Source organism: Marinomonas transparens, assembly GCF_016463975.1.
GTDB lineage: Bacteria > Pseudomonadota > Gammaproteobacteria > Pseudomonadales > Marinomonadaceae > Marinomonas > Marinomonas transparens.
In genome coordinates, this window is sequence record NZ_JAEMNX010000006.1 from 148,661 (window position 1) to 175,063 (window position 26,403).

Below are 26,403 nucleotides of genomic sequence, written 5' to 3' on the forward strand. Positions count from 1 at the left end.
GATTAATCTCCATCTCGACTGTTAAAGCCAATTTGAAAGCCAAGGCGCGTCACCAAATTAGTGAGTTCGGATTGGCTCTTTGAAATAGATTCGACAAGGGGCTTTGCGAGAGCGATGCGTTCATCTTTGTTCAAATCACGATGGAAGAAATTGCGTGGGAGTTGCGAAACAATATCCACATTTTGTTCGAGCTGTTGATTAAACTTCTCAGCCAAAGCTGGTTCTTTTTTCTTGGCGATCTCATAGAGAGACGGTGAGCCCGCATGGTAAATAGTACGGTAAGACTTCAAATTAGTTTGGATGGACTCTAAAGAAAGGCTACTGCGATGAAACTCAGCGAGCTTTAAATTTACTCGACTATTATAACCAATAGGGGTTTCCAGCTTAGCGTCTTTTACCGCAGACATATGTTCAAGCCATTGCTGTAGAAATTGCTCAAACGCCACATATTCCGGGTCGAAATCAGAGCCTTCTTCGTTGAATACCCAGTCTTGTGCGCTGCTGGAGTGCCATTGTTCAGCAACGGCTTGAGCACTATCGAAGTGATGGGCTGCTACTCGTATCAGCAGGTCGCAATGCGTTGCAGAAGTAAGGGGTTGAAAATCAGGATGATAAAGCAAGCTTTCTAAGGCTGTTAAACCGCGTACCGCAATACTGGCCGATGTCCAAAACTTGGGTGCATCCATTACCGCTGGGTTGCCGTTTGCCAGAGTCCGTAGCTGCCGTTGGGTAATGCCTTTTTTATCTGGCCAATACTCAAAAGCAAAATAGCGCATGAAATAGGTAACGGGACCGAAATTGAGCCATTGAACTTCTTGCCAATCTAATGCGTTAGCCTTAAAAGCATTTTGGGCTGTGTTTAATGTATTTTGAGAGGGGGCTTTACAAAGAGAATCGACACTTTCTTTTAGGGTAAGCGCGGAAGCCGTATAAGATTTATATTCCTGAACAATGGCCTTATCCACAATGCCATTAAGTGGACCTTCCCATTGGCCTGCTGTGGACAGTAAAGGGAGGGAAGAACCAATAACCAAGGCTATCAGTCTTGAAACATTCTTCATTAAAGTGACTCCAAAAAGTAAATAAGCGTCTTTCTGTGTTCTTGATTTAAATTTTTATAATAACGTTGGCTAGCCTGAGCTTCGCCACCATGCCAAAGAATAGCTTCTTCAATGTTTCTTGCTCTGCCGTCATGCAAAAAGCCAGCACGACCGGAAACGCTTTCAGATAAGCCTATTCCCCATAATGGAGCAGTACGCCACTCTCTTGGTGTTGCACTGGCCGTTGGGAAGCCGCTTGCTAATTCTGCACCCATATCGTGTAAAAGCATATCGGTAAAAGGGTAAAAAGTACGATTGTTTAGTACAGCAAAGCTTGATTGATCACCTGTTGTCATCTTAGGTATATGGCAACCCGCGCAACCGCCTTGTTCAAAAAGCGCTTTGCCTTGCAAAAAATGTTTCTCTGTCAGATTACGCATGGCTGGCGGTGCCGACAAAGAAACGAACAAATCGACCAACCTTGCCTGCTGTGCATCCACTTCCAAATTACCTAAATGTGGGCTGTTACCGTTTGGACTATTTAGACAATCGGTTTGGCGCTGGGTGCAGTCACCGGAGGCAACAGGGTGTCTGGGTGTCGAAAGACCCAGATCCGTATTGAAGGCTAACTGATTTTGCGCACTAACACTGGGTGTTGTCGCCTTATAGCCAAAACGTCCTATTACTTTACCCGTGCCATCCGCACTCGGAATCCAATTTACCCTACCACTAATACCATCCTGATTTTCATCACTCGGATCGGCATTGGCCAGAATAGTATCATTTGCGATTGTGCTTAATAAGCCCATGCCGACTAGAGCGGGTGTTACCAACAGAGTAGAGCGAGTGGTTTCCTCGAATGCTCCGTAATTGAGCTGAGTCCAATGAATATTGGGTTTACGAAGTTCAACCTGAGTACCATCGGCTAGGGTTTCAATGTGGGTCTGATAAGAAAGCGTGAAGTCACCTTCCGCAGCAATATTTTGTGAACTGTTGCCTTGCAGCTGATTACCATAGTTCTTATCGCCTTGGTTGGGATAAATATAATCAGGTTTGACGATATTTGCATCAGGGTAAGACTTACCAAAACGAACCAGAAATGAAGGGACTGATGCTCCGTTCACATTGGCTTTTGGGGCATGGCCTCTACCACTATTCACATGGCAACTGTTGCATGATCGAGTATTGAATAATGGTCCTAAGCCATCACTTGCCGTTGTAGAAGAAGGAGAGGGCACCCAAAACTTTTGAAAGATATTTTTGCCGATTTGAAAATCCAATTTATCTTTTGCTGCGATACCGGCATAAGGCGTGGAATAGTTAGCCGCAAAAGCAGAATTTTGAGCATAAAAAAAGCTGGCGCTAGCGCCAGCTATAATTAAAAATACGTTGCGAAAGTTCGCTGTCATAAATTGATTAATACCATTAACTGAATGAATAACACACTTTTCGAAACCTATTTATCAATTTTTTGATATAAAAAGCAACCGTATTATTCAAATACGGCGCTTGGGTTGTCTAAACTGTCAGACCCTGCCAACTCAATATTTTGTAGATCTAGATATTGAATGATCTCCTCTGTTGTTTGAGTTCCATCGATCAAAGCATTTACAAAATTTTGTACTAACTCATTGCCGCTTGTATTATGCATGGCGATCAGAACATCAAAAGTTTGCCCTTGCTCGGCAGCATCGACCATAGCTTGGGCAGCCATTTCAGTGTTCTGTAGTTTTGCCTTCATTTTCTTATCAAGATCACTGCCTTGTTGAATAAGTAATGAAGATAAAGAAGCGCCTTTCATCATGCTGCCATCAATGCGCTGATACTCACCTAGGTAAACATTTTGAATGCCCTTAGCATCATAGTAATGAGACCAATGAGTGTTGTCAGAAAAACAGTCATGCTCTTCTTCTGGGTCGTGTAACATCAAACCTAATTGTGTTCTTTCCCCAGCTAGCTCACCGTAAGCCAAGCTACCCATACCGGTTAAGATAGTAGAAAGACCAGCATCAGTACTTTTGTCGAATAACGCGGTACGTGCTGCACCATTCGCTTTCCAGTTATTGGCCATTTCTTCTAGATCAGAAATAAGTAGGTCTGTAGCGGCTAGCAAATAATCACGACGACGGTCACAGTTACCGTTGGTGCAATTTTCTAAGTCATAATCAGTCGCAGGACGTTCGCCTGTACCAGGGTTAGTGCCATGTAAATCCTGACCCCAAAGTAGAAACTCAATGGCATGGTAACCAGCAGCAACGTTGGCTTCAACGCCATCAGCTTCTTGAAGTTTATTGGAGATCAAATCAGGTGTGATATGAGTGGCATCAACGGTTTCACCATCAATAACTAAGGTTTTAGAGGCAATAACGTTAGCAGTATAAAGTGGGTTTACATCAGATTCTGAACCGTAGCTGTCAGTCGCAACGTAATCGATTAGACCTTCGTCTAGAGGCCAAGCATTCACCTTGCCTTCCCAGTCATCAACAATGGAGTTACCAAAACGGAAAGCTTCACTTTGTTGATAAGGAACGCGAGATGCTTTCCAAGCGGTACGTGCCAACTCTAGATTTGCTTCAGTAGGCTCAGACAAAAAAGTAGTAATAGCAGTGCGTAATGTTTTCGCTGTTGTTAGAGAGTCAGCAAAAACAGCTTCAGCAATATCAGCATAATGAACAACAACAGCATTAGCAGTAACAGTCGTTGATTGGTTTTTAACTGTTGGTCCGCAAGCGGTTAGTAAAGCGCCTGCAACGAGTATTGCTGCAGGGGTTAATAATCGTTTCATCTTTATACGCTCCATTATTAATGTTATGGGAACATGATAGGTCAGGTGAAAACGATTATCAATAAAGCTAGTTACATATTTTGTAGACTCATAATAAAGTGGTTAGTTTGCGCATTGATGTGCAAAGTAGTTACCTGAAGACGTTTTAAGATTGTATTTACAAGCTTCCTCCCTTAAAAAGTCTTTTCCTTCCCAAGAAACGCTCATGCTGACCGGAAATCTATTTTTATAGCTTGGAATAAAGCGGTAAGCTGCAACAACCTCGACAGAAGTGTTTGGACCAACTTGCACCGACTCGCCAATAAGCCGTTGGCGTGTTTCTGCGTTATATAGGGTGTAATCCGTAGTGTATTCCTGATCACCATTTTCATGATCAAAGTTTAGCCACACTTTGCGATACGTCTGTGGCTGTGAAGTCGGATTATCAAAACGCAGCTTGGTATAAATAATTTGTGAGCGAGACAAACTGGTTTGAGCGGTTTGGCTCACTTTCACAAAGTTAGCTGTGTCGGTATTGGCTGTTTGCCATGGCATGCGAGTGCCGAAAGACGCATCAACAATTTGAATCGTTTGCTTGGCGAAGTAGTTATTCGCCAATGTTAGTACGTCTTTTGCTGGGGCGTATAAGGCCAAAGCCAGCACACCACAAAGTACGAATTTATTGATATTACGAACAGGGTTTATTAATCGCATCATGTCCACATCCTCAAAAAATATAAAACAACTGTTTACTTATACAGTACTGTATATAAAAACAGTTTATCTGTATAGATTATTTTTGAAAAGAGTTTGCTTTTTTCTGAAAAATTTTAATCATCAGGCTTAGAGAATTAATTTAAAAAAATATAAAAAAAGTATTTGATTTTATCTAGTTGACTGAATTAAAAGGCTTTTTAAATGATCTCCACAACCTTCTTAACGGTTTCTGTGGAGAACATTTTGTATGAAAAAATATGCCCAACTTCTCTGAAAATTAGACAGATTCGATGGCAATAAAAGAGCCAAACCTTATAATGCAGCCTCTTATAAGCTGTGAGGTGGGTTGTGGATAAAGTTGATGTGGTGGTAGTTGGCGCCGGAGCGTCGGGATTAATGTGTGCTGCGACAGCCGCCTATCGGGGTAAGCGTGTTCTCATAATTGACCATGCCAACAAAGCTGGAAAGAAAATCCTTATGTCAGGAGGAGGGCGTTGCAACTTTACCAACATGGATGCGGCCCCCAAACACTTCTTATCGGACAACCCTCACTTTTGTATCTCTGCCTTACGTCGTTTTTCTTCGCAGGATTTTGTTGACCTAGTGGATCGCCATGGTCTGGACTATGTTGAAAAAACGCCCGGTCAGCTATTCTGCGAACACTCAGCGAAAGACTTACTCGACATCTTAATGACAGAAGTGGAATGGTCTGGGGCTGAACTCAAACTCAATACCAAAATCCACAGCATCGACTTTCAAGATAAACAGACTATAGTGAAAACCAGCCAAGGTGATGTGACCTGCGAATCGTTGGTAATCGCCACAGGCGGCTTGTCTATCCCGACTATGGGCGCGACCGGTTTTGGTTACGACATCGCCAAACAAGTGGGACACGACATATTGCCCACCCGAGCCAGCCTAGTACCTATTACGGTACAACCAGACCGCAAGGCGCAACTGGCTGAACTGTCAGGCATCGCCTGCGACATTGCTGCCACCGCCAATGGCACCTGCTTTCAAGAGCCTATGCTCTTTACCCATAGGGGCGTCAGCGGCCCATCTATCCTGCAAATCACCAATTTCTGGCAACCGGGTGAAGCACTCAACATTAACCTTGTGCCCACCTTGTCCTCAGACGACCTAACCACCGTACGCCAAAACACCCCGAAGAAAAGCTTCGAAGGCTTCTTGTCCAACCTATTACCAAAGCGATTAGTGGAGCTGGTGAAAACGGAATTTCCTTGGCTGAATGACAGATCGGCTCAAACCTCAAACGATCAAATCGACGCCTTGTATCAATACCTATCGAACTTCGACATCGCCCCGAACGGCACAGAAGGCTACCGCACAGCGGAAGTGACCCTAGGTGGCGTCAATACCAGCGAAGTGTCATCTAAAACCTTTGAATCACAAAAACAAAAAGGCTTGTACTTTATAGGTGAAGTACTGGATGTCACCGGCTGGCTAGGTGGCTACAACTTTCAATGGGCATGGGCGAGTGGCTATTGTGCGGGGCAATATGTTTGATTTACGTCGCATGTATCGGACTTTTCCAATTCGAGAAGCTATGCGTCTAGAATTGAGCTGGGTCCATTATCGAATACTATTGCATCGCCATGCTGTTGAAGGATTGAGCTTCATACTTGGGCTCGTTATACAAAGGCAAAGGTTTGATTTTGCGGGAGTCATTGTATTGTTGATGCCTTTTTAGACAATGTCATGAAGAGTGTGAAAGACAGGAAAGAGGGCTGAGCTCTTCCCCGTCTCACTTCTAAACAAATTTAAAATGTGGCGAGTTTGTCTGTGACATTTTTTCTTAGTACGGAATCTACGTATTCTCTGAATGCGGCGTTACCCGTAATAATAGGGTTAGCTTCATTCGGTTGACGCTTTTTTAAGGCTTCCATTTGGCTGATGAGATTATGCGCAAACGGGTGAGTTGATATGTTGGCGTCAACACCACCGATATTGGCTACTTCTTCAAAGCGGTTTAACGATTCTAAGTAGGCTTCATTGCTCTTACGGGTTCCTGGAAGACCGGTTCCTCCCCAGAGTGCTACGTTATGAGCCACGCCATTGTCCGTCACCGGAATCACTAATGAGACACTGCCTGGTGTATGGCCGGGAGTAAGTAGAGCGGTAATACTGGTATTGCCTAATTGGATTTGCTGACCATCTTTCACTTCAATATAAGAGTTAGGTAATGGAATTTCGGTGGAGTAGTTACCAAAAGGGTCTGTTAGTACAGGGGCATCTGGACTATGGATAAAGTCCCAGTCGGCTTTGCTGATTAATATTTTTGCGGCGTATTTTTCTTCAAGATACTTAGCGGCCCCATAGTGGTCGGCATGGCCGTGGGTGATTACCACGTATTTAATGTCTGCTGGGTTTAAGCCCAATGCCTTCATGCCGGGAATGATGACGGCTTCGGCATCATTTGGTGTCCACATGGCATCAATTAAAATAAGGCCATCGGTGGTTTTAATAATGAAACTACCGACACTGACATAACCAACAAAATAGACATTATCAAACAGCTGTGTTGGCTCAAGCACTGTGGTATTAAATAAGTCTCCCATGGTAAGAAAAGGCGGTAATTCACTTAATCTTTTGTCAATTTCTTCAACACTGAGTCCTGCAATGTTTCCTGCTGTTTTTTGATTGTCGGAGGTACTGGTGAAAAGAGAGCAGCCAGCAGATAAAAACAGTAATAACGAGATTATGCTAAGGGATAGCTTTTTCATAATTTTCATCCTTGTTTCGTGGGTATGTGATTATTCATCTTGTCGCTTCTTATGTTTAAGGCTTTTATACAAAAAAGCCAGTCACTTTATGGGTGGCTGGCTTTATTTTTTGTACTTTTTCCTACGCAGTAATCTGATAAAGGGGGGCAGTTACCTAGTAGAGTACAAAGCTGTGTTTCGACTTTGGTCGACGCTATAAATGGTCCAACGTTTTTTCTCGGTTACACTTTGGGCGAAGACGTCGGCAACAACACGACGGTTTGTTTTTCTACCTTCAGACGTGTCGTTACTAGCGATGGGTCTTGCTTCACCGTAGCCTATGCTTTTTATACGGTTTGCTTTGATTCTAAAGCTATCAACTAAAATGTCTTTAATAGCGGTCGCGCGTTTTTGTGAGAGCAAACGGTTCGCAGCAACCGAACCTCTGTCGTCTGTGTGACCTTCAATCACAGCTGATGAGTTTGGATGCTCTTTTAAGAGTACAGCGAGTTTTCTAACTTCAGGGTAAAAGCTGGATTTTACTTCTGCTTTACCCGTGTCAAAAAGGATATTGAGTTCAACCGATAATAGTTTGGTTGATTCATCCGGGCAGCCTTTATGATTAACGGCTGCGCCTGGCTTAGTATCGCTACAAAGATCACGAGCATCAATGACACCATCTTTATCTGTATCAGCAAGGCGAGATTGTATGTTGCTGGCATACAGGCTCTCCGCAGTGGCAGTCATGCTTATCAAAAGCAGCGCTGCGCATAAACTGATGGATTTGATGATGAAGTTCATAATCTTATTGAACACCTTTTATCTATATTAACTAATGCTTATAAGGTTAGAGTTTATTGGGCAAGTTAACCAGCAGCTTTTTGTAGCTTTTCGAGGGAAAACTGGCTATATCGTAATCTTATGTAACTGGCCGGGGTCTTGTGTTATTGCCTGTTACCAGCTTCCTGTATTTTCCATGGACGCCCAAGGTTCTTGTGGTTCCAATGACTCTCCAGTTTGCAGTAATTCTATGGAGATATTGTTTGGGTCTTTTACAAAGGCCATGTGTCCGTCACGGGGTGGACGCAATATGGTGACTCCCATGGATTGCAGCTTTTCACAGGTTGTGTAGATGTTGTCGACGGCAAAAGCAAGGTGGCCAAATTGGTCTCCGCCTGTATAGCTGCGGTCTCCCCAGTTGTGAGTTAGCTCTACTTCTGGGGCACCTTTTTCGCTGGCGTAGTAAATAAGAGAGAACTGACCTTTTTCGCTGTCCATGCGTCTTGTTTGAATCAAGTCTAATCCTTGTGTGTAGAACTGATGGCTTGCTTCTGGTTTATCTGTTCTGATCATGGCGTGTAGGTATCGAATAGACATAATTTTTCCCTAATATGTTGTTGTCGAGCGGGGTGTGATGGTAGCATTTTTGGTGACTTACAACCTAGTATTGAGCCTCCACTATTCTTACAGATATACCATAAATAATATATATTCTAGTATCAAAAAGAATTTCGTTGTTGGCTATTACTTGAAGCGATTGGGTGCTTTTATTACTCTTCCCACACCCATCTTAGAGGGTCGCCAAAATCATCGTAAATGATTTTCTTTTTTGGTCTACGTGGTGCTGGACGAGGAGGCGGTGTTGGTTTTTTTCTTTGCTGAATGGCGGCGACAACATGATTTAATGGTGTGCGGTCTTGTTTGGGTTCACCAAAGCCTATGTGGCTCGTGTTATACTTGCCGTCAATTAAGCCGGATTCACCCATATCAATATGTTGAATTTCCCCTTTTTCCCTGATGAATTGATCTACCAAAGACTCAAGTTCTTTTCGTGTGTCTCTTTTGGTGGTTTTTGGTTTTATCATGGTATTTATTTGGGGTTAACTCTACTCAAGGGCGTGACTCAGAATGCGGTCAAACTTTATCCATAATAAACGTAAGAGGTAGCTGGTGTCTATTAGCAACTTAATTGTGCATGAGATTCAAAAACAGGAAGGCGAGCGCAAAGCGATATTGATTGCTCGTCCTAATGAGAACCCTGTGGATGGACAGGCTGAGGCGCTTTCTGCTCAGGTGACCAATTTGTTCAACCGCTCAGGTATGAATACAGGCCGTTTCTCTAACCCAAAAGGCAGTGAGGAAGGGTCTCAGTTCCCGGCTTTGTTGCATAAGCATTTTAAAGATGATGCTTTCGCAGACTTTGCGGCTTTTTCGAAAGACTGTGCCGCAGAGTATTTGCGCTACATGGAGCAAGTCGATGAAGTCCAAGGGGGCTTGCTATGGTTTAACCATTATGAGCTTCACGATACACATTTTTTATATATAGTGATGTTAAAGCGCAAACAGGGCATAGGTTTGGGCGCAGATCTTAGTTTGTCTCAGGTTGAGCAAATTGAGATGGAAAAGTTACACATGGCGTTGCGCATTAACTTAACTGCATGGCAGGCCGAAGATGAAGGTCGTTATATTGCGTTTCGTTTTGGTCGTGCACCTAAGTTTGAAAGCGAATATTTCACTCAATTTATTGGTTGTGACGAGCCAAAAATAGCGGCGAAAGAAACACGTAAATTGGTAGATTTGACTTCGGCGTTTTGTCAGTCTGAACGTTTACCATCTAAGCAAGCGAATGAATTTAAGAAAGTGATTTCTGATCATTGTAAAGAGAAAGCCGAAGAGCGTGAGCCATTGGAAATGAAGGCGTTGGCCTCGGAAGTGGAGTCACGGTTTTCTGTTGAACAGGCCAATAAGTTTTTAGAAATAGCCGATTCAGACAGCTTTCAGATGGAAAAAGAGATTTTTGTTGAGAAAGCGGCGCTTAAAAAGTTGACGCGCTTGTCCGGCAGTTCTCGTGCATTAACCTTGAGCTTTGATAGTGATTTGCTTGGTGAGTCTGTGGTATTTGATGCCGACTCTGGCACCTTGGTGATCAAGGATTTGCCAAAGAGTCTACTTAAGCAGCTGCAGTCTAACTCTAATTAATTCAAGCTGAGACCTTTGCACGACTACTGTGCTCGTCAACACTTTGTTAAAAACAGACTTAAAATACTCATTTATAACCCATAAACTCCGTTTTTTCGTCTGTTTTTGCCTCTTTTTGGCTTCGCTCGTGATTTCGTGCATAGGTCTCAAGTTATTAATTTATGTTCTTAATTTAAATTAATAAGAGTGGCGAGCTTTTCCATTGACTGAAAACAAACGGCGGCACCCGCAGCAGTTTGTTTGGCTGGGTCCATAGTGTCGCTGTAGGCCAATACTGTCATGCCAGCGGCAACCCCAGCTTTAATCCCTGCAATAGAATCTTCAATCACCAAACAGTCTTGTGGTTTTGTTTTTAATGCCGCGGCGGCTTTTAAGTATAGGTCTGGCGCAGGTTTTCCTTGGGCGACATCTTCAACGCAAAAGCGAGTCGAGAAGCGTTCATCTAGGCCAATTTTTTTTAGTTTGAAGTGCATTTCTTGGCGATTAGCATTGGTTGCCATAGCGATAGGGATTTTAATCTTTTCTAATAAACTGAGCACGCCGTCAATTGGCTCGAGTTGTTCGTCTATTTTGGTTTGAAAAGCTGTTCGATATTCTTCCAAGAAGCTGGTGGGTAAAGGTTTACCCAGCATTTGGCTAGCGGCCTTGATACCATGTTCCGAAGTGTAGCCGCTAAATTTTTCGTGCATGGTTTGCTCATCTAGGAATAACCCTTGTTTGGCGAGCATGGTTTTCATTATGTCGTTAGCAAGGTTTTCTGTATCAACGATGACGCCATCGCAATCAAAAATAATGGCTTTATAGGAGTTAAACATAAAATGGCATTTTGGTTATGGGTGTGGGAAGGATAATAACGAAATTAAGTAGGGGAAAGGAAGGGAGGGGGTTTTATTGTTTTTCTCCCCTTACAACAAAATATTTACGATATACTAATGCCCATTAATGAGTGTGGGCTTTGCTCTTTCTGTGCTTTATTTTTAGTGCTGTGCTTTTCTAAGATTTTAGCTTGTTTGACCAAGTTGCTGCGGACGAGCGCTGGCTTTTTTGATCGCTTTTACTGTGTTTTTGAAAAAGGCTACAACAGCTGCAACACGGCGAGCGCGTTTTTGGCGGCGAGCATAATCTTCAACCGTTGTATCGGCGTAGCCCCAGCTTGCTAGTAGTGCTTCGTATTGTTGTTGAGAGTCCATAGTATTCTCCTGTTTGCTTTAAGAAATGTTGTTTTATTACAACAATTAAAATACTAGTGATTCCTGATCGATTGAACAAACGATCCTTTTTCACTTGTTAGTTTAGTTTTTTTCACCATTAAACCTTTGCTTAGGAAGTTGCCTTGTACCAATCGTTAGAGAGTTTTTCAAAGAGTTGGGTTTTTAAACGGAATGACCCTAAGGTTGAGCCAGAAGACTTACAGAAAATACGTTTGCTAAGCGAACAAAGAGCGGAGCAAATATGGCGTGATTATATTAGTTCTGAGCATCTGCATCCGGATCATTTTTCTGATTACGATTGGCTGAAGAAGCCTGATTTATTGATTTCTAAGGTGTCTTGGGAAAAAGCCTGGGATGGTGAAGATATGTCGTTACCCGGAGAGCTTGCTGAACATTTTTCAGCATGGGGTGAAGATACGACGGTGTTTTTTTGTTGCCATAATGAATTGGTTTTTGAGTTGCCTTGGGGCGTTTTTAAGCGCAGTTGGAAAGCCTTTTTGTTTTTAGATAACGGGCCTATTTTAGTGGGTAAAAAGAAAAAGCAAGCCGCGCAGTTTCATTCTAATGGTTTGGCAAACCTTCTATTAAGAACGGGTTAATTTGTTGTTTTGTTTCTTTTTTAACTCTTTTGTTGAGAGCCACCTCTCTTACGACTTGCGAGGCAGTGTTGGTTGAAGGTTTGGTAATAACAGAGTAAATGTTGGCTTTCTTCTTGGTGTTGTAGTGTGTCTAGCAGTAAAGCGGTGACTTCTGCCGTGGCGAATTGCATATCGTGGCTGGAATGACGAACAAGAAAAGACCGTTGTGCAGCGTTGTTTATTTCAAAGTGAGGGATGTCTTTTAGCCATTCGCTTTGGTGAAACATCTTACTTGCTTGTTTCCAAGTGCCATCCAATATGATGAAGGTGTGTTTTTCGCCTTGTTTATGTGTGTTTGGTGGTATGGCTCTTAGGGGCCTTTGTTGTATTTGGGCTGTTTCTGTATTGGGGAAAAGTAGCGTGCAGTTGCCTTGTTTTCTGTTTAGGTGATCAAGTAGGGCTTGCGAGGGTTCTGTTCTACTCCATAGGTAAGCAAGTGTGTCGTTAGGGAAGAGGTCGGCAATGAGTCTTCCACTATTGGTGGGCTTGTGTATTTCGTCACGGTGGAAAAGTAAGATAAATTCTATTGGTGAGGTTTGCGGAGTACGTAAGTGGCAGAAACAAGCGAACTCTGCCATCAGACAAAATTCACAGCGTTTGGCGTTTGAGCCTCTTGCTGTAAAGGGTCTTCTTGAAGCTTCTTTACAGGTATTGCGTAATAAATCGACGCAATGGGGCGCGCGTGTTGTCATTTTATTTCTGACTTTGGTTTTAGGTGGGCTTATTATCGTGTTTTTAGATTGAATGTCTAGGTGATAAAAATTTGGCTTGGATGTGATGTTTTCGTTGCTTCTATGTGTTAAAAACGTTTCTATCCGTGGTTTTGACAGGATCTTTACAGAAAGTATGCAAATACAAAGGAATCAAAGGCCAACCTTCTTTATATTTCTATTAGTTGTTACTGAGTCGCGCTAAGGTGACAGATATTGTTGTGTGGCATAGGTAATATATGAGTCGTTATATCTCTCCAGTGTTATATGTTCTTTTAATGTTAGTTGGATGTGTGGCGTTTATTTCCATTGCGGGTGTCCGTGTTGGTGTTTTTGAACCATTGACTGGATTTTTTACCTTAACCTTGAGTGTGATTGCCTCCTTGGTTCTTTCTATACTGGCCGCTTTATCTTTATGTATATGCCGAAAAGAAACGAATGCCGCAGGGAAACGGTTTTTTAGCTTGGTGCTGGTTGTTTCCTTGGTGTATGGCGCTATGTGGGTTGTGTTTTACCTACAAAAATCAGGTCTTCCAGAGATTAACGATATTACCACGGATACCATTACCCCTCCTGTATATCTTAATGTTGGTTTTATTCGAAGTTCCAGTGATAACAGCCTGAGCTATAATCCAGCTTGGGCATCGATTCAGCAAAAATATTATCCTGATGTTAAACCACTCTTTTCTACGGAAACTAAGGTGGTTGTTTATTCTGCAGTTGTTTCATTAATCAGAGATAATGGTTGGGACATGGTGGCTCAATATCCCGAAGTAGGGGTTGTTGAAGCGACGGCGAGAACACCTATTTTTGGTTTTCGTGATGATGTGGTGATTCGTATTAGCACGACGATTGAAGGTGAAATACGCGTCGATATGCGTTCTTGTTCTCGAATTGGTCGTGGTGATTTTGGAACGAATGCAAAGCGAATTGAGACTTTTATGAGCGAATTGTCTAAAGCCCTAGCGCCGCAGCGACAATTAAATGCCAAATCTATTTATTAAATACTCCTCGTCATCAAAATCCTGAAAGGCTAGAATCTCTATAAATACCATTAGAGGATGTTCTGGTGAGCCTTCGTCAGCAACAAAAAGCCAATACTCGAGCCAAAATTAAAAGCATTGCTAAGCGTGCTTTTTTAGAACAAGGGATTGAGGCAACGAGCACCCGATATTTGAGCGATCAAGCGGGTATTGCGGTTGGTACCTTGTTTGTTCACTTCCCTGATAAATTGTCCTTAGTAAAAGATATTTTCTTTGATGAGATGGATACCGCTCTACGTTCTGCGGCTTCTGCTCAGCAAGCCTGTGTTTCTCCTACGGACTATCTTTTGCAAATGGCGCAGGTCTTATTTGATTTTTATGACGAGTATGCTGAATTTGCACGGCAGGTTTTATTCGATAGCTTGGCGAAAGGAGGGTTTCATACTAAGCAAGTGGCGGTGCTTTCTGATGGTGTGGTAAGTCGTTTTAAGCAGGTGGGGGTGGATGACAAAACGTCCCATATTTTCGCGGAGAACATGGTGGCAAATTTTTGGTTTGTGCTATTAGAGAGTATCCCTAACGGTGTATTGGGCCAAACTGCGATTCGTCACCTAACACGGCTTAACTTGCCCTTTGAAATGTCTTATAAAAATGCCCCCAAAAATAGGGCGTAAGTGTACTGCCTATTAGTTTAATTGATTGGCTTTGCGGTAGGGGCCTTGATAATCAAATAGCTTTGCTGTGACCTGCCAGTGTTGTTTTTGCTTTTTCGCAATGACAAAGTCTGGGGCGGGGAGGTATAACAGAAATTTTTCCACTTCGTCTAATCCATCAAATTCTATAGGGTGACTGCCGTTAGCGATGCGCCGACCAAAGTCCTCATTGAAGCTTTGCCGAGATTTTTTATAGCTAAAACGGAAGGTTTCTGTGAGCGTCACTCCGTCTTCATCGTGATAGGTGATCTTTAAGGATTTATCTGTTTTTGAGATGACAGGTGTCATGCCCGAACAGCGCAATACCTTGTTGTTTTTTAGGTTTAGGGCACCTCTGAGCTGATCATCTGGGTCGATCAGTTTTGCTGCGCAATGCTGGCATTGTCTTGCGGCTATATCATTTTCTTCATGACAAACAGGGCAGCGTTTAAAGCGAAAGCGAAATGAACATTGCTGTTCTCCGCCTGGTGTTTCAAGTAAACCATGGCAACGTCTGCCAAAGTGCTCAATGACATTGCCTTCGGCGTCTTTTCTTCCCCAGAAGGTATTGGCAAAGTCGCACTCAGGACAGTGTATTTGCACCGCGACAGAATCTTTTGTGGGCTTCTTCTCACCGATTTCAGGTTGGAAAATGTTGTAGCCATTGTTGGTGTAATCCAACACGAGGCAGTCTTTCTTGTCCGGACTTAAGCGCAGCCCACGGCCAACGATTTGTTGGAATAGGCTGATGGATTGGGTCGGGCGCAAGATGGCGATGACGTCCACATGGGGGGCGTCGAAGCCTGTGGTTAATACAGAGACATTGACTAAGTATTTTATTTGCTTTGCTTTGAAAGCAGAGATGAGCGCGTCGCGCTGCTTGAGCTTGGTTGTCCCTGTGATTAACGCTGTTTTGTCGGTTGGCAAATAGCTGACGATTTCTTTGGCATGGTCAATGGTGGCGGCAAAGATCATGACGCCTTGTCGGTCTTGGCTTAATTGCAGTATTTGCTCTGTTACCGCTTGGGTAACGCGAGGGTGTTGGTGGATCAGTTCGTTGAGCGCTATGTCGTCGGTATCTTGTTCGCCATCTAGGCTTTCGCTTAGCAAGCTAAAATCATAATGAGCGATGGCAGCGTCGTAATGGATCGGCGGTGTGAGGTAGCCATTTTTCACCATGTGCTGCAATGGTAATTCAAAAATGCATTTCTTAAAGAAAGGGTTTTCGCATTGGCGAGTATAGCCGTGATAATGATGCTGATAAATCCATCCGCTGCCTAATCGATAGGGGGTTGCGGTTAAACCTAGGATTTTTACCTTAGGGTTAAGGGATCGAAAATGGTCGATGGTTTGTTGGTATTGACCGCTTTCTTCCATGCCGACTCGGTGACATTCGTCGATAATGATTAGGCTAGCTGGCTCATTAAAAGCGTCTAGATTAGCGGAAATCGATTGAATGCTCGCAAAGGTGATTTTTGCCGAGCTGGTTTTTTGTTTGAGTCCTGCCGAGAAGATACCTGCCTGTGACCCCGTCGCGAGAAATTTGGCATGGTTTTGCTCAACCAGTTCTTTGACGTGGGCCAAGCAAATCACTCTACCTTTGGCCAAACGACTTAATTCGGCAATCACCAGACTTTTCCCTGCGCCGGTTGGCAATACGATAAGTGCTGGGTTATCCGAGTTGCGAAAGTGTTCAAGGGAAGCGTCGACGGCTTGGCTTTGATAGTCGCGTAAAATGAAAGGTTGGCTCATGGGTGTTTAAATCTTGGTGTGTTGGTGATCTCGCTATCGTATGATAGTGCTTGGTAATTTTGCCTTGTTACACGTGATTAATCTATCTATGTCTGCCGAAAGTCCATCTACTCGCGATTCCTATATTGAAAATTCTGTTCCTGCTTTTCGTCACAGAGAGCCTTTCTCTCAATTGTTAGAGGATTTGCAAGTGAAAGGCTGGAGTGTTCAGGATAACTTTTTCTCTGAGGATTTTACAACGGAGCTCATGATAGAGGCCGCACGCATCCAAACTGATTATATGTTGCAAGCTGGTGTAGGGCGTAAGCAAGATCATCGTGTGCTTTTAGATGTACGTCGCGATCATATCCAATGGATTGATCCGGACGATGCTGCGATTCGGAAGGACTTTCTGAACGCCATGGAGGATTTACGGGTGGCTTTGAATCGCCGCTTATTTTTGGGTTTGTTTGATTATGAGTCTCATTTTGCACGCTATGATGAAGGGGCGTTTTACGACAAGCATATCGATGCTTTTAAAGGGCAAGGGAGTCGTATTTTATCGACGATTTTGTATCTGAATGAAGATTGGCAAGACGGCGATGGCGGTGAACTGGTGATTTATGATGAGCTTAATCCAGACATCGAGATAGGGCGTTTCCTCCCTAAAAAAGGGCGGTTGGCGGTGTTTTTGAGTGAATGTTTTTATCATGAAGTCAAAGTTGCACATCGAACGCGGCATAGTATTGCTGGCTGGTTCAGGATGAATAGTACGACAGGCAAAAGTCTCGATCCTGATCAATAGACTGGATGTTAAGGAAGGCCCGAATGCCTACATGGATATAGGCTATTAAGGCAATGCAGGAGTAATTGTTGAGGCAAGAGGGTTTGTTAACACCTTCCTTAAGTTAATCCTGTATTTTTTGTGTGGTTTTTGTTGGAATGGCCTCGAAAATGCTTCCTATATTCTCTATAATGCGCGCCTTGTTTAATTGCTCTGGTTTTACGTTCCAGATCGCATAGGAGATAGAAATGTCAAAAGTTGTTGTGTGTGCCCTGTATAAATTTGTTGAACTGCCTCACTTTGAATCCATCCGAGAGCCACTGCAAAAGACCTTAGAAGAGAATGGAATTCGCGGTACCCTCTTGCTCGCAAGCGAAGGAATTAACGGCACCGTTGCTGGGTCTCGTGAAGGTATTGATGCTTTATTAGCATGGCTGGATAAACAGCCTGGTTTAGACAATATTGTTTCTAAAGAGTCTTATGACGACGATATGCCCTTCTATCGCACCAAGGTCAAATTGAAAAAAGAAATTGTCACCATGGGGGTGGAAGGAATCGATCCAAAGCGTGTGGTGGGCACTTATGTTAAGCCGAACGAATGGAATGATTTGATTTCTGATCCGGATGTTATTTTGGTGGATACGCGTAATGATTACGAAGTGCAAATCGGTACTTTCAAAAATGCGGTCAACCCTAAAACCGATACTTTCCGTGAATTTCCCGCTTATGTAAAAGAAAATATGGACCCAGCGAAGCATAAAAAAGTCGCTATGTTTTGTACGGGCGGCATTCGTTGTGAAAAATCCACTGCCTATATGTTGGAGCAGGGCTTCGACGAGGTTTACCACCTTGAAGGCGGTATCTTGAAGTACTTGGAAGAAGTGCCAAAAGAAGAAACCCTGTGGGAAGGTGAGTGTTTTGTTTTTGATAATCGTGTCTCAGTAAACCACGATTTAGAAAAAGGCGAATACGACCAATGTCATGCTTGTCGTATGCCGATTACAGAACAAGAAAAGCAAGATGAGCGCTATGTTCAAGGTGTGAGTTGTGTGCATTGCTTCGATAAGTTTACCGACGAACAGCGTCAGCGTTTTATTGAACGTGAGCGTCAGGTTCAGCTGGCTCGCTCCCGTGGCGAAGAGCATATTGGCGCGGAAGTATTAGACGCGGTAGAGAAGCACCGTTTAGAAAAAGCACTGGAAAAAGAGCGTCAACGTAAAATTCGTGAAGCACGCGCAAATTAAACCTGCGGGATTTCGCTTGGCCTGCGGTTGAGCGAAATCCAAGCTATTGATCTTTATAGTGAAGTTTTTTGCTATTTCATCTGCTTATCCTTCCCTGAGTTTACTAAGAGTGGTTTCGAAATGGTTCGGACTACCGTACAATAAAAAATCGCTTTTTATTAGCCAGTATCCATCATGAGTTATCAAGTTTTAGCACGTAAATGGCGCCCACAGACGTTCCTTGAAATGGCTGGGCAAGACCATGTCTTACAAGCGCTCGTCAATGCGCTACGCCAACAACGTTTGCATCATGCTTATTTGTTCACAGGAACGCGTGGTGTCGGTAAAACCACCATAGCGCGTATCTTTGCTAAGTGCTTAAACTGTGAAACCAATGGTATTTCTCCTGAGCCTTGCGGTCGTTGTGACAGTTGCCGAGAAATTGCTGAAGGTCGCTTTGTTGATTTGATTGAAGTGGATGCGGCGTCTCGTACCAAGGTCGAAGACACCCGCGAATTATTGGAAAATGTGCAATATGCACCAACTCGTGGCCGCTTTAAAGTGTACTTGATAGACGAGGTGCACATGTTGTCCACGCACTCGTTTAATGCTCTGTTAAAAACCCTTGAAGAACCACCAGCCCACGTTAAATTTTTATTGGCAACCACGGACCCGCAAAAGTTACCCGTCACGGTTTTATCTCGTTGTTTGCAATTCAATCTGAAAAATATGTCGCCGCAGCGGGTCGTGGACTATTTGCAAACCGTATTAACCAGCGAACAAGTGAGTTTTGATCAGCCAGCCCTTTGGCAAATTGGTCAAGCGGCTAATGGCAGTATGCGTGATGCCTTAAGTTTGACGGATCAGGCGATTGCTTTTGGCAATGGTACGATTTCGGAAACTGGCGTAACTTCCATGTTGGGCTTGGTGAATCAAGCACAGGTTTTGGATTTATTAGAATGTGTTGCGGCTAAACATGCCGCCCAAGTCCTTAGTAAAATTGAAAGCTTAGCGGATTATCAGCCAGACTTTACTGCGATTTGCGGTAGCTTATTGGACACCTTGCATCGCATCGCGATAGAGCAACAGGTACCGGGGGCTTTAACGGATCAATTGGGTGATTTGGCGCGGATTCAAGCCATTGCTGCGAATGTCAGCGCAGAAGAAATTCAACTCATGTATCAAAGTTTGTTGATTGGTCGCCGTGACTTGCCTCTGGCCCATTCCGCCCGTTCAGGTTTTGAAATGTTGATGCTTAGGCTGATTGCCTTTCGTCCGACACCGCCAATGACAGTGAGCTACGATGCTCCGCCGACTATTGCCGCCAGTGAAACGAATACCCAGAGCTATGTCGAAGCCGATGAAAGCTCGCCGTTAGACGCATCGACAGAAAAAAAAACACCAATAGTTGAGGTTACGGAATCTGCAGCCATTAAGCCGTTAGAAGAGGCAGTGAGTACAAAAGAACAGCGGGCTATTGAAAAAGAACAAGCATCAAGTCTTGAAGAAGTCGCTCCGCTAGCCTTGTCTGACGCTGAACGTCCACCGTGGGAAGAAGCACAAACGACGTCGGTAGAGTCTTCCGTTGAGTTATCCTCTGAGCCATCTACCGAAGAAAATCCAATAACAGAAGTGGCTGAGCAACAGGTCGAAAAGAAAGTGACTGAGAGAGAGGTGGTTGAACAGGCCGCTGCTAATATTGAAACAACACAGGAATTGGTTGAAAGCACTGAGCCAGACACAGTTGAAGACAGTGCGATTGAAGAGGTAGGGCCTGCAGAAGTCCATGCCGCGTTTGTTGCTGCTGAGCCTGAGTTTCCAGAAGAGCCTCAAGATGAAGATGAAGAAGAGGCGGAAGAGCGAGCTATCACAGATGTGATGGATCCATTTAATCCAGCAGCAGATTTGGTCAGCGCGTTAAGTGCTGAATCTGACGACGAAGAAGTGGAACAAGTCCAAGAAACAGACACAGTTACCACACCGAAAGCACCAGATACCATAGCGCAACCTGCGTTAGCCATGCCGCTGCCAGAGCTTAATCATTTTAATGAGTTAACCATGAAGCTGTGGTGGTTGGTGGCACCGCGTTTGCCATTAACGGGTTTGGTGCAAAATATTCTGATGAACTCAAGTCTGGTGGATGCCAGTGAGCAAGGGCTTAGGTTAGAAGTGCCGTTAGAATATGGGCACATGCTCAACCAAACACGCTACGAGCAAATACAAGGGGCGTTGAGTGATTTTTTCACCATGCCCGTGCCCTTGATTATTGATACAGTGGAAGACACCAGTGGTGTAACAGCAGAAGAATTTGCTGCCAGTAAACGGGCTGAAGCCTTACAGGTGGCGATAGATCATTTGAATTCACATCCGGTTGTGCAGGCGTTGTCGGCAACGATGGGCGCACAGCTGGTTTACGATAGCGTTAAAGTAAAAGCCTAAATGGGAGAGAGTTATGTTTAAAGGTGGTATGGGTAACATGATGCGCCAAGCGCAGCAGATGCAAGAAAACATGCAAAAGGCGCAGGAAGAAGTCGCTAACATGGAAGTAGAAGGCCAATCCGGTGCTGGCTTGGTTAAAATTGTCATGACCGGACGCCATGATGTGAAACGGGTTTCTATTGATGATTCCTTGTTTTCTGATGACAAAGAAATGTTAGAAGACCTAATTGCTGCTGCGGTTAACGATGCGGTGCGTAAAATTGAAGTGGATCAGAAAGCAAAAATGGACGCTGCAACGGCAGGCATGTCTTTACCACCTGGCTTTAAAATGCCTTTCTAGGAGTCGATCTTGTTTAGTCCCTTAATTAAAGAGCTCATTGAGTCATTGCGCTGTTTGCCCGGCGTGGGGCCAAAGTCTGCGCAAAAGATGGCGCTATATCTTTTGGAACGAGAGCATCAAGGGGCAGACAGGCTAGCGAATGCATTGCGTGAAGCGCTCGACAAGGTCGGGCGTTGTGCTAGTTGTCGGACACTGACCGAAGAGACGGAATGTCAGTTGTGCCAAGATCCTGAGCGTGATGCGAAGCATTTGTGTATTGTTGAAACACCAGCGGATGTGATTGCGATTGAATCGGCAGGTACCTTTACAGGCCGCTATTTTGTGTTGCTAGGGCATTTGTCACCAATTGATGGCATAGGCCCAGAAGAGTTGGGTTTAGACAGGTTAGAAGCCTTGGTTCAACATAATGAAGTGGAAGAGGCTATTATCGCTACCAACTCGACGGTAGAGGGTGAAGCGACCAGTCACTATATCGCCGAGAAACTAAAAACATTGAACATCAACGTCAGTCGCATTGCCCATGGCGTACCTATGGGTGGTGAACTGGAATACGTGGATGGTAACACTCTGGCGTTGGCGCTAGAGGGACGGAAGACACTCTAGTATGAATGATCAAGAGCAAGCACTGAATATTATTTGGGTTGCGGATAACGACTCGCTCGCCAGTTGGTGTGATTACTGGGCGCAATTACCTGTGATTGCTGTTGATACGGAGTTTATTCGTCGTACCACCTATTTTCCTATTACGGGTTTAATTCAAATCAGTGAAGGGGACAAAGCCGTGCTTATTGACCCTTTAGGCATAGATGCATGGCAACCTTTGCGCGATCTTATGGTCAACCCTTCGGTGATGAAGGTGTTTCACGCTTGCTCGGAAGATTTGGATGTCTTTGATAATTTATTAGGCGTGTTGCCCACGCCTTTTTACGATACACAAATTGGCGAAGCCTATGCTGGCGCGCAATGGTCATTGAGCTATGTGAAATTGATCGCTGCTTATTTGAATATTGAAGTAGCGAAAGACGAAACCCGCTCCGATTGGTTGCAGCGTCCATTGACCGATGCACAAAAGCGCTATGCGGCTTTAGATGTGGTGTATTTGGCTAAAATGTACCCCATGCAGATTGCTAAGTTACAAGAGAAAAATATGCTTGAGTGGGTCATGGAGGATTGTGAATCACTCAAATGGCAGTATCAAATGAACGCCGATCCAGAGCAGAATTGGGCGGGTTTAAAAGCGGCTTGGCGCCTTTCTCCTGCTGGCTTAACCTTGTTACGTTTGTTGTATATATGGCGTGATGAGCAAGCTCGTAAAGAAAATGTGCCGAAAGGGCAAATTCTCAAAGATCGTACCTTGTGGTCATTAGGAAAAATCTTACCTGAACACAATAAAGCAATTTCTGAGGCTGAAGAACTAACAGGTCGTCAGCACCGCTTGTATGGTGATGTAATTTTGCAGAATGTGGCCCTAGTGAAAGAATTATCGGCAGATGAATATCAGTTGCCATTAGAAATGCCTTTGTCTTCACAGGCCGGAGATCTAACAAAAGCTATTAAAGCCTTTGTGCGTGAGCGCTCTGAAGCCTTAGGGGTTGCCCCAGAAGCCATGATGAAGCGTAAGTTGCTTGATCCTATTGTTAGACATTTATATGAGGGTACGGAAGTGGATTGGCAGAATCCAGCGATGACTGGCTGGCGTCGTGATGCCATTGTCGAACCTGTGCTAGAAAAATTCAAAGCTCCTAATTAATACACGAATTAAATATTAAGCCGCTCATCTCGAGTAGCCCAGAGAAGATTATGAAACAGCATTTAATAGTAGAAGTTTTTCGCTCTTCAAAGCATGACGGTATGTATTTGTACGTCAAGAAGAGTGTTGGCCTGAAAGACATACCAGAAGAGCTAATGACTCGATTTGGCAAGGGTATCAGTGCAATGACCATGCTGTTAACCAAAGAAAGTAAGTTAGCTCGATCCAACCCTGAAAAAGTGATTGAAGGCATTCATGAAAAAGGTTTCTACTTGCAGTTACCTCCGGCGAAAGAAGAGTATTTGCTCGATCTTTATAAAACGCCAACACAGGCGGTTTATTAGTCATGATTGCTAAGCGTCATGAACCTTTTTGGAAAACCACGGCACTGGATAAGATGTCCGCGCTTGAGTGGGAATCGCTTTGTGATGGCTGTGGTAAATGTTGCCTACAAAAATTGCAAGATGAGGAAACTGACGAGGTCTTCTATACGGATCTTGCTTGCCATCAACTGGATATTTCGGCGTGTCGGTGTAAGGTCTACGAGACACGGAAAACCAAGGTGGAGACCTGCATCACCTTGACACTAGATCAGATTGAAGCTTTTCATTGGTTACCGGACACTTGCAGTTATCGTGTGTTGCATGAAACTGGTGACCTACCTGACTGGCATCCTCTGCTGGTGGGGAATAATAAAGAAATGCTGCGCCAAGGATTAAATGTCCGGCATTACGCAGTGAATGAAAATACCGTGGCGGAAGAAGATTGGGATACCCATATTATCAGATGGGTACATGGTATGCCGGAGCCTTATGATCTAACCTGATTGTGATCGCAGGCTAATATTCAACAAGTAGTTCAAGGAGTTCGCAAACGTGAAGTGGTTGAAAATAAATACTGTGTTGTTCATTGCCGTGTTGTCATGCTGGGCTCCTTTAAGTCAGGCGGATACTCAATTTCGCGTTATTGTTGATGCTTCTGGCAGTATGATCATCAGTGACCCTGATAAGTTAACTGCCGAAGCCCTTCGTCTTATTTCTGATCTTGCTCCAGAAGAAAAAACCACCCTTGGCATTTGGTTGTTTGGTGAAGCGCCACGGGTGCTCTTACCTGAAGGCCCGATCAATAAAGCCAATAAAGCCAAGCTTGCCAGCTATTTAAATAGTTATGTGACCCAAGATGTTAAAACGGATCTAGAAGCCATTATTGCCTTGTTGTTGGAAACCCCAGACTCGGAAGATCTCGCTGTAGGTTTCGAGCGTCATTGGATATTAGTGACCGATGGTATGGTCGATATTAGTTTAGAAGATGAGGTGAATAGGGCATCTAGAGAGCGTATTTTAAATGATCTTAGTCAACAGCTAGAAGACAGGGGTATTCATTTACATACCGTATCTATGACGGGGTACACCGACAAAGATCTATTACAGACCTTATCGTTAAAGACAAACTCGACCCATACTGAAGTCGCGATACCGGAAGATTTACTGGATACCTTTGAGCGTATTTTTTCACAGGTAGACCCAGAAGAAAGACTGCCATTCAAAGGCAATACATTCACGGTTGATAAGTTTATACATGAGCTGACTTTGATTGTTTTTCATGAGCCAAATGAGGGGCCGGAAATCGTTACACCCTCTGGCTCCATATTGCCGATAGCTACACAAGATAATATCTCAGTGGCTTTGTCTGACCATTACACTCTTGTTACGGTGAAGAATCCAGAAGTGGGAGATTGGCAGGTAAATAATGTCAATCTTGAACGTAGTAGTGTTCGTGTTATTACTGATCTCAGTGCCAGAGTAACCAAAATACCCCCTATTATCTTTATAAATGAATCCATCAATTCAAATGTTGGGGTATTTCAAAAAGGTGAGATTATTGGTGACCAAAATATTCTTAATATGGTGTCAGTAAAGCAGACTTTGATACGCCTAAATGGTGAACACAAAGAAGCCATATATTCCCAAGATATGGAACAAGTGAGCAACCAATTTCAGCATGATATTAAGCAAATAGCTGAGCCGGGAAATTATGAGTTAGTCAGTCATCTGGATGGTCAAACCTTCTCCCGAGAGCTTGGGCAGTATTTCACTGTGCATCCTGGGATTGAGTTCAAAGGTGAACAATCTAGTGAGAATTTGGTGGCGTTTTCTGCTAAGCCGTCGAACCTGAGGCTGAATGTAATGCGTTCTAAGGTGACGTTAGAGCTCACAGATAAAGATGGCACGGTTAATACGGAAGAAATGACCTTAATCGGGCAGGGGTATTGGGAAAGGGTGATACCTGTTTCTCCTGATGAGTCAATGAAAGTCAGAGCGCAACTTATTGGTTTTACTCAAGCTGGGGTGCGTTTTGAATATTGGACACCTATGTGGGATGTAACGCGAAGCGGAATTGCTGCGCCATTGGTGATGCTTACTGGCAGCGTCGTTCCGAGTGTGGTATTTAACGTGCAACCTTCACCGAGTGCTGGTGTGGCGCCGGTGTTTGTACCGCCTTCGGTTGTAGTGGTCGAGAGTCAAGACGAGGAAAGCCTTGTTGAAGAACCGCCTGTTATTAATGACATAGATTTAGACGAAACGACTGAGAGCATAGCGGGTTTGTCTACACAGGAATGGATTTTGTATGGCGTACTAAATGTAGGCGGCGTGTTGCTATTAGCCATTGGTGTTCTGCTTTATCGCCGAATGAAAAACAAAAAAGACTTAGAAGGATAAGACCTAAATCATGTGTGAGTTACTAGGCATGAGTGCTAATGTGCCAACGGACATCTGCTTCAGTTTTTCGGGTTTACGGGCCCGTGGTGGTCGGACTGGTCCCCATAAAGATGGTTGGGGAATGGCCATGTACCGTGATGGTGATGTGTGGGCAGTTCATGACCCAAGACCCAGTGCGGATTCTGACATGGCGGAAATTATCAGTCATACCTCACTTAAGTGCGACATCGTTATCAGCCATATTCGTCAGGCCAATGTGGGGGCGGTGAGCTTACTAAATACCCACCCATTTAGTCGTTTATTGTGGGGGAAAACCTGGACCTATGCTCATAATGGTCAATTAGACGATGCCTTTTCCTTACCGATAAATCATTATCACCCGTTGGGTAATACCGATTCTGAAAGAGCGTTTTGTTGGATTGTTGAACAGCTTTCGCAACGCTTTGGTGAGGTGGAACCGAGTCTGGAGGCATTGTCCAATGCCTTATCTGAATTAGCCTTGCAATTGAAGCAGCGTGGTGTGTTTAACATGATGCTGTCTGACGGAATACGCTTGTATTGTTTTTGTACCACGAAACTGCATTGGATTACGCGTCGAGCCCCTTTTAAAAAAGCCTCTTTGTCAGACGAAGATGTGGTGATCGATTTTAAAGAAGTGACGACAGACAAAGATGTGGTGACGGTCATTGCCACGCAACCGTTAACGCAAGATGAAGTGTGGCAACAGATGCAGGAAGGCGAGCTTTGTGTGTTCGAAGGCGGTGAGGTTGTTTCACAGATTTTACCGACAGAGCAAGTAGAAGAGCAGCAAGCAAGGGTAAACTAAATAAAAAATTTGTTGACGAAAAACGGCTCATTAAGGATGGTTTAGCAAAGCGCTTTCCCAAAAAAACTCGATTCATGTGATGGCATGTGGTCGAGTTTTTTTATGATATATTTTTATAACAAGTACGATTTGA

The 26,403-nt window shown here is 43.9% G+C and carries 27 protein-coding genes; 15 read left to right on the forward strand and 12 right to left on the reverse strand.

The features are described 5' to 3' along the window. Positions 1-2: 2 nt before the first annotated feature. From I8J31_RS07895 to I8J31_RS07910, 4 genes are all read right to left on the reverse strand, one after another. Positions 3-1,061, reverse strand: coding sequence for an imelysin family protein (locus I8J31_RS07895; protein WP_199467730.1), 1,059 nt, complete (start codon positions 1,059-1,061; stop codon positions 3-5). Beyond that, entirely contained in the window at positions 1,061-2,449 is a 1,389-nt protein-coding gene (locus I8J31_RS07900) for a di-heme oxidoreductase family protein (RefSeq protein WP_199467731.1), read from the reverse strand. The genes I8J31_RS07895 and I8J31_RS07900 overlap by 1 nt, the downstream gene beginning before the upstream one ends. An 83-nt stretch (positions 2,450-2,532) precedes the next feature. After that, positions 2,533-3,825: an imelysin family protein gene (locus tag I8J31_RS07905; RefSeq protein WP_199467732.1), complete on the reverse strand. Its 1,293-nt coding sequence runs from the start codon at positions 3,823-3,825 to the stop codon at positions 2,533-2,535. A gap of 102 nt (positions 3,826-3,927) precedes the next feature. Next, positions 3,928-4,521 carry a hypothetical protein gene (locus I8J31_RS07910; RefSeq protein ID WP_199467733.1) on the reverse strand — a complete coding sequence of 198 codons (594 nt, stop codon included), beginning with the start codon at positions 4,519-4,521 and terminating at the stop codon, positions 3,928-3,930. A gap of 348 nt (positions 4,522-4,869) precedes the next feature. On the opposite strand from I8J31_RS07910, the gene I8J31_RS07915 reads away from it, so the two are divergent. Beyond that, a complete protein-coding gene (locus tag I8J31_RS07915) occupies positions 4,870-6,048 on the forward strand; it encodes a BaiN/RdsA family NAD(P)/FAD-dependent oxidoreductase (RefSeq protein ID WP_438941490.1) in 1,179 nt (392 codons plus the stop codon). 254 nt (positions 6,049-6,302) lie between these two features. Here the strand turns inward: I8J31_RS07915 and I8J31_RS07920 are convergent, their stop codons facing one another. From I8J31_RS07920 to I8J31_RS07935, 4 genes are all read right to left on the reverse strand, one after another. After that, the gene (locus I8J31_RS07920) at positions 6,303-7,265 is read right to left on the reverse strand and encodes an MBL fold metallo-hydrolase (protein WP_199467735.1); all 963 of its coding nucleotides are present in this window, start codon (positions 7,263-7,265) and stop codon (positions 6,303-6,305) included. A gap of 150 nt (positions 7,266-7,415) precedes the next feature. Beyond that, on the reverse strand, positions 7,416-8,045 hold the full coding sequence (locus I8J31_RS07925; protein WP_199467736.1) for an OmpA family protein: 630 nt from the start codon (positions 8,043-8,045) through the stop codon (positions 7,416-7,418). Between the two features lie 153 nt (positions 8,046-8,198). Next, on the reverse strand, positions 8,199-8,621 hold the full coding sequence (locus I8J31_RS07930) for a VOC family protein (protein WP_199467737.1): 423 nt from the start codon (positions 8,619-8,621) through the stop codon (positions 8,199-8,201). A gap of 173 nt (positions 8,622-8,794) precedes the next feature. After that, positions 8,795-9,109, reverse strand: a complete 315-nt coding sequence (locus tag I8J31_RS07935; RefSeq protein ID WP_199467738.1) for a hypothetical protein — start codon at positions 9,107-9,109, stop codon at positions 8,795-8,797. Positions 9,110-9,194: 85 nt separating this feature from the next. Between I8J31_RS07935 and I8J31_RS07940 the strand changes: the two genes are divergently transcribed. Beyond that, entirely contained in the window at positions 9,195-10,223 is a 1,029-nt protein-coding gene (locus tag I8J31_RS07940) for a nucleoid-associated protein (RefSeq protein WP_199467739.1), read from the forward strand. A gap of 167 nt (positions 10,224-10,390) precedes the next feature. Here I8J31_RS07940 and I8J31_RS07945 read toward each other — a convergent pair whose 3' ends face one another. Both I8J31_RS07945 and I8J31_RS07950 read right to left on the reverse strand, forming a co-directional pair. Further along, a complete protein-coding gene (locus I8J31_RS07945; RefSeq protein WP_199467740.1) occupies positions 10,391-11,038 on the reverse strand; it encodes an HAD family hydrolase in 648 nt (215 codons plus the stop codon). Positions 11,039-11,224: 186 nt separating this feature from the next. Beyond that, positions 11,225-11,413, reverse strand: a complete 189-nt coding sequence (locus I8J31_RS07950) for a hypothetical protein (RefSeq protein ID WP_199467741.1) — start codon at positions 11,411-11,413, stop codon at positions 11,225-11,227. Positions 11,414-11,556: 143 nt separating this feature from the next. Here I8J31_RS07950 and I8J31_RS07955 point away from each other — a divergent pair, with 143 nt between their 5' ends. Next, a complete protein-coding gene (locus I8J31_RS07955; RefSeq protein WP_199467742.1) occupies positions 11,557-12,033 on the forward strand; it encodes a DUF2947 family protein in 477 nt (158 codons plus the stop codon). A gap of 20 nt (positions 12,034-12,053) precedes the next feature. Here I8J31_RS07955 and I8J31_RS07960 read toward each other — a convergent pair whose 3' ends face one another. Continuing rightward, entirely contained in the window at positions 12,054-12,764 is a 711-nt protein-coding gene (locus I8J31_RS07960) for a tRNA-uridine aminocarboxypropyltransferase (RefSeq protein ID WP_199467743.1), read from the reverse strand. A gap of 257 nt (positions 12,765-13,021) precedes the next feature. On the opposite strand from I8J31_RS07960, the gene I8J31_RS07965 reads away from it, so the two are divergent. Both I8J31_RS07965 and I8J31_RS07970 read left to right on the forward strand, forming a co-directional pair. Beyond that, positions 13,022-13,786 (forward strand): DUF1499 domain-containing protein, encoded by a 765-nt coding sequence (locus I8J31_RS07965; RefSeq protein ID WP_199467744.1) that lies wholly within the window; start codon positions 13,022-13,024, stop codon positions 13,784-13,786. 65 nt (positions 13,787-13,851) lie between these two features. Continuing rightward, positions 13,852-14,439, forward strand: a complete 588-nt coding sequence (locus tag I8J31_RS07970; RefSeq protein ID WP_199467745.1) for a TetR/AcrR family transcriptional regulator — start codon at positions 13,852-13,854, stop codon at positions 14,437-14,439. Between the two features lie 12 nt (positions 14,440-14,451). Here the strand turns inward: I8J31_RS07970 and radD are convergent, their stop codons facing one another. Further along, positions 14,452-16,209 carry a DNA repair helicase RadD gene (radD, locus tag I8J31_RS07975; protein ID WP_199467746.1) on the reverse strand — a complete coding sequence of 586 codons (1,758 nt, stop codon included), beginning with the start codon at positions 16,207-16,209 and terminating at the stop codon, positions 14,452-14,454. An 88-nt stretch (positions 16,210-16,297) separates the two neighbouring features. Here radD and I8J31_RS07980 point away from each other — a divergent pair, with 88 nt between their 5' ends. The 10 genes from I8J31_RS07980 (at position 16,298) to I8J31_RS08025 (ending at position 26,270) form a co-directional block, all read left to right on the forward strand. Further along, a complete protein-coding gene (locus I8J31_RS07980; RefSeq protein WP_199467747.1) occupies positions 16,298-16,993 on the forward strand; it encodes a 2OG-Fe(II) oxygenase in 696 nt (231 codons plus the stop codon). Between the two features lie 227 nt (positions 16,994-17,220). Next, a complete protein-coding gene (gene trhO / locus I8J31_RS07985; protein ID WP_199467748.1) occupies positions 17,221-18,216 on the forward strand; it encodes an oxygen-dependent tRNA uridine(34) hydroxylase TrhO in 996 nt (331 codons plus the stop codon). Between the two features lie 174 nt (positions 18,217-18,390). After that, entirely contained in the window at positions 18,391-20,634 is a 2,244-nt protein-coding gene (gene dnaX / locus I8J31_RS07990) for a DNA polymerase III subunit gamma/tau (RefSeq protein ID WP_199467749.1), read from the forward strand. 13 nt (positions 20,635-20,647) lie between these two features. Beyond that, the gene (locus I8J31_RS07995; RefSeq protein ID WP_199467750.1) at positions 20,648-20,974 is read left to right on the forward strand and encodes a YbaB/EbfC family nucleoid-associated protein; all 327 of its coding nucleotides are present in this window, start codon (positions 20,648-20,650) and stop codon (positions 20,972-20,974) included. A 9-nt stretch (positions 20,975-20,983) separates the two neighbouring features. Next, the gene (gene recR / locus I8J31_RS08000; RefSeq protein ID WP_199467751.1) at positions 20,984-21,577 is read left to right on the forward strand and encodes a recombination mediator RecR; all 594 of its coding nucleotides are present in this window, start codon (positions 20,984-20,986) and stop codon (positions 21,575-21,577) included. Position 21,578: 1 nt separating this feature from the next. Beyond that, positions 21,579-22,724 (forward strand): ribonuclease D, encoded by a 1,146-nt coding sequence (rnd, locus tag I8J31_RS08005; RefSeq protein WP_199467752.1) that lies wholly within the window; start codon positions 21,579-21,581, stop codon positions 22,722-22,724. Positions 22,725-22,774: 50 nt separating this feature from the next. After that, entirely contained in the window at positions 22,775-23,068 is a 294-nt protein-coding gene (locus I8J31_RS08010) for a YcgL domain-containing protein (RefSeq protein WP_199467753.1), read from the forward strand. A 2-nt stretch (positions 23,069-23,070) separates the two neighbouring features. After that, positions 23,071-23,550: a YcgN family cysteine cluster protein gene (locus I8J31_RS08015; protein WP_199467754.1), complete on the forward strand. Its 480-nt coding sequence runs from the start codon at positions 23,071-23,073 to the stop codon at positions 23,548-23,550. A 49-nt stretch (positions 23,551-23,599) separates the two neighbouring features. Continuing rightward, positions 23,600-25,444 carry a VWA domain-containing protein gene (locus tag I8J31_RS08020; RefSeq protein ID WP_199467755.1) on the forward strand — a complete coding sequence of 615 codons (1,845 nt, stop codon included), beginning with the start codon at positions 23,600-23,602 and terminating at the stop codon, positions 25,442-25,444. 10 nt (positions 25,445-25,454) lie between these two features. Beyond that, a complete protein-coding gene (locus I8J31_RS08025) occupies positions 25,455-26,270 on the forward strand; it encodes a class II glutamine amidotransferase (RefSeq protein ID WP_199467756.1) in 816 nt (271 codons plus the stop codon). Positions 26,271-26,403 lie beyond the last annotated feature (133 nt).